The organism is Rickettsiales bacterium (genome assembly GCA_029252805.1).
Taxonomy (GTDB): Bacteria; Pseudomonadota; Alphaproteobacteria; order Rickettsiales; family JALZUV01; genus JALZUV01.
In genome coordinates, this window is sequence record JAQXAR010000020.1 from 1 (window position 1) to 3,342 (window position 3,342).

The following is a 3,342-nucleotide window of genomic DNA, read 5'->3' on the forward strand; positions in this document are numbered from 1 at the left end:
AAAGAGCATTTTAATCTGTTCTTGAAAGAATGTGAGTGGAGGTTTAATATGGGCACACCAAGTGACTTACTGGCAGACCTGAAAAAGTTGCTCAAAGAATATTATTAGGTGTCAGCCCCCAGTTTTTTTTGGTAATATATCGCGTGCGCTCGTAGCTCAGTCGGATAGCCTTACTGTGTTTCTGTAACTCTTGCTGCAAAGCGTAGATGTCCTTACGGCTAGTCTCCCAGAGCCACCCCTTGAGCTTGCAGAGTTGATATAAAACTGTGCCTCGCGCTGTGAGGGGTGACATAGGGAATACTCTGTACCTCAAGCTGCTCGAAAATCTTCTTCCACACCCGTAAGCGGAAGTTGGAGTAGAGCAACACCCCTCCACCGGCCTTACGCTTCGGCCAAGCTTGCCGCGCCCCTTGGCTGGGAAAGACTAGCCTTAGTTCTCCGTTTTTGCGCGGACAACACAGCTTCCACTCAAGCAACCAGCTCTTGAGGGTGGAGACCAATCACCTCAATCCACTCAATATCTTGCGTGTAGCAAACAATCTGGTCGATAAAGCGCACATTCGCATCATGCGTATCTTGGCCCTTGAAATATTGTGGATAGTGCTCGCTGGTAAAAGCGGTCTGAATAAATTCCAACGGGATAATTTGTTCTGTAGTCATGGTTACGCTCCAATAATAGGTAGTTCTTTGAAATCAATTTCGTGCAATGGTTTGCCCGTCCACTGGTATTCTTCACCGGTGTCGGGATGGATTGTTGGAGGAATCACACAGAGCTTTTTCTCAACCAAGAATTCAGCCACTTCACCGTAATGAGAATTTTTCTCGCCCTTCACTTTCATCTTGGTTTTGCGAATAACACCGCGAACTCGGACGAAATGAACCGCGCCCTTTTTACCAAAGCGCGTGCATGGTGAGTTGCGCAATAACGCAGCACCCAAGGCAGCATAAGCATCATGGTCAATATCCAGCGCACCCAATACACTGCCATCTGGCAACTGGCTTCCCATCAGCAAACCAATACCATAACGAGACTTCTTTCTATCCCATTTGTTGATAATCTCCGGCGAAAGCTCTGTGTCAGGTGTAGTCCAAGATTTTTCACGACAGGCTTTACTGCCCGGTGTAATAGGGCGCGGCCAATAGCCGAGACTTCGATAAATCGGGGCCCAGTGAGCGAAGGTGTTATTGGTCATAGTCACCTCCGCCTGCAGTCAGCAAGTTTGTGCGATAACACTCAATATGCTTGATGACTTCTGAGAGTTTGACGTAATGGCGCTTGCCGATAAAATAAGTAGAAATTCGTCCGGCGTTGGTTTCATCGAGAAGCCAGCGATAAATGGTGTTAAAACTACCATTTTCGATTGCACTCAAGGTTTCTGCCGCCGCTTTGCGGAGATATAAAGGCTCAGTCTTCATGATAATATCCTCTAAACTGAAAGGTTGCTCTCACGCACCCTCCTGAGGATATTTGAAATATCGCCACAGCAAAGTACGCATAAATTGCGAACTTTCCCTTAGCAGTTCGTGGCATAGATAATAGTACACCAAAGCATTGATATATAGTGATTTTCCTAATCTAGGGGCCGTAGGTTCAAATCCCGCCGAGCGCACCAAAAGCTAAGAGGCAACGGATTTTCTGAGACAATAGCTATTGTCCAGACAAGAGACTTCAGATAAATTCTCTTTATTCTCTCCTATTAAGCAAATACTTACCTCCTGGAAATATACAAACAATGACTCATTCCTCTAAATCTGGCTTTACACTGCTCGAGATCTCCATCGTCCTAATCATTATCGGACTGATTGTTGGTGGCATTACGGTCGGGCAGGAGATGGTGCGCTCGGCGGAATTACAATCCGTAGCGACTGATGTACACAAATACCGACAAGCGATAAAAACATTTGAATCGATACATGACTCTCTTCCCGGTGATATGCCGGATGCTGAGGACTATTGGGGGGTCGTTGTAGGGGATTGCCTAACCGTTGAAGGCACAGGAAACCAAACATGTAATGGAGATGGGGATGGTTACATTGATGCACCCTCTACGATGGGCCCCGCAGATGTTTTACATGAAAGTTGGCGCGCCTGGGAGCATTTAAGCAATACTGAAATTTTATCCGAGAACTACACTGGCATTAGCGAAGTGGGGTGCTCCATGGCTAACTGGTGTGCTAATGCAGGTAATAACATCCCCACGTCAAATGCTAGCTCTGGTGCAGGATGGGCGATGTTTGATGTTTTTAGAGGATCTAGTTTTTTCTGGGAAGGTAAGAACGAAACTAGACAAGTACTACTTCTTGGTGACTCCAAAAACCTTGCGGGAGATGGCAATAGTGACGTGTTGTTCGGAATGGTTCTAACACCTCAAGAGATAGCCTCATTAGATGGGAAGCTGGATGATGGGAGGCCCAATAGAGGAGAGTATGTCAATATGAATGGCGGCGGCGGCACATGGGAAGGAACCCACAATCCAAACTGTACGATAGGCTCTACCCTTCCAGGACCAACGCCAGACGCAATGGTTTACAACCTTTCATATACTGATATTGCCTGCACGTTAATCGTCGATGTAGAATAGAAAAAACTAAGAAAGCTATGTGATTATAGATTCGGTGCTATATGCATTAGATTGAGAGCCATACGCTTCAATAGCCTGATTCAACTCTAATGTTTGTTGGTTAGAATTTTCAGAGCCAGTTATGCGCTCTTGCTCTTCTTGTTCCTTTTGCAACCCTGCCATAAGCTCCGTAATGTCGATCACACCGTCTTCATTCGTATCTAAATCATCAAAAATCTCACTTAAGACGGAACTGCTTCGCGGCGGAGGAGGAGGTTTACCGCCTGAACCCGCTGCTTGTGCCGAGTTTGCAGCCCCTATTGAAGCTTCGGATTCTGTTAATGAACCATCACCATCAACATCTAATATTGAGAATTTCGCTACCGCCTGCTCTTCAGATGCAAAGCTAGGGCGACCCGATATAAATTCTTCAGAACTTAAAAGTGAATCGCTATTTGTATCGAGACGAGCAAAGATATTATCAGAAGACGGAGATGTCGTTCCCGACTGCTCGGGTGAGTTTTGCAATAAGAATGCCTGTGCTTGTGCAGAGAGTGTAACCTTGACCGCACTTGCTGAAGAAGAGTTTTGTGATAACTGTGATTTAGTTAAACTGCCCGTTCCTGCCGTATCAAGTTCAGCAAAGCGGGAAGCCGCTTGCGACTCGGTTACGCCTTTTGGTCGTCCAGTAACGAATTCTGATTTGGACACTGAGGCATCGGCATTCCTATCTAGCTTCGAAAATGGGTTCTTTATTCCATTTTGCGTAGATAAAACACTC

At 46.0% G+C, this 3,342-nt stretch carries 5 protein-coding genes; 1 reads left to right on the plus strand and 4 read right to left on the minus strand.

From position 1 onward, the window contains the following. Positions 1-468: 468 nt before the first annotated feature. Genes P8P30_04110 through P8P30_04120 form a run of 3 tightly spaced genes read right to left on the minus strand, consistent with a single transcriptional unit; the run spans position 469 to position 1,416 of the window. Positions 469-660, minus strand: a complete 192-nt coding sequence (locus P8P30_04110; GenBank protein ID MDG1286732.1) for a hypothetical protein — start codon at positions 658-660, stop codon at positions 469-471. 2 nt (positions 661-662) lie between these two features. Further along, positions 663-1,193 carry a bifunctional DNA primase/polymerase gene (locus P8P30_04115; protein ID MDG1286733.1) on the minus strand — a complete coding sequence of 177 codons (531 nt, stop codon included), beginning with the start codon at positions 1,191-1,193 and terminating at the stop codon, positions 663-665. Further along, complete coding sequence (locus P8P30_04120) at positions 1,183-1,416, minus strand: hypothetical protein (GenBank protein ID MDG1286734.1); 234 nt, start codon at positions 1,414-1,416, stop codon at positions 1,183-1,185. The genes P8P30_04115 and P8P30_04120 overlap by 11 nt, the downstream gene beginning before the upstream one ends. 317 nt (positions 1,417-1,733) lie before the next feature. On the opposite strand from P8P30_04120, the gene P8P30_04125 reads away from it, so the two are divergent. After that, complete coding sequence (locus P8P30_04125) at positions 1,734-2,582, plus strand: prepilin-type N-terminal cleavage/methylation domain-containing protein (protein MDG1286735.1); 849 nt, start codon at positions 1,734-1,736, stop codon at positions 2,580-2,582. A gap of 15 nt (positions 2,583-2,597) precedes the next feature. Here P8P30_04125 and P8P30_04130 read toward each other — a convergent pair. Next, the coding region (locus P8P30_04130) for an EF-hand domain-containing protein (GenBank protein ID MDG1286736.1) at positions 2,598-3,342 on the minus strand (745 nt) is incomplete at its 5' end.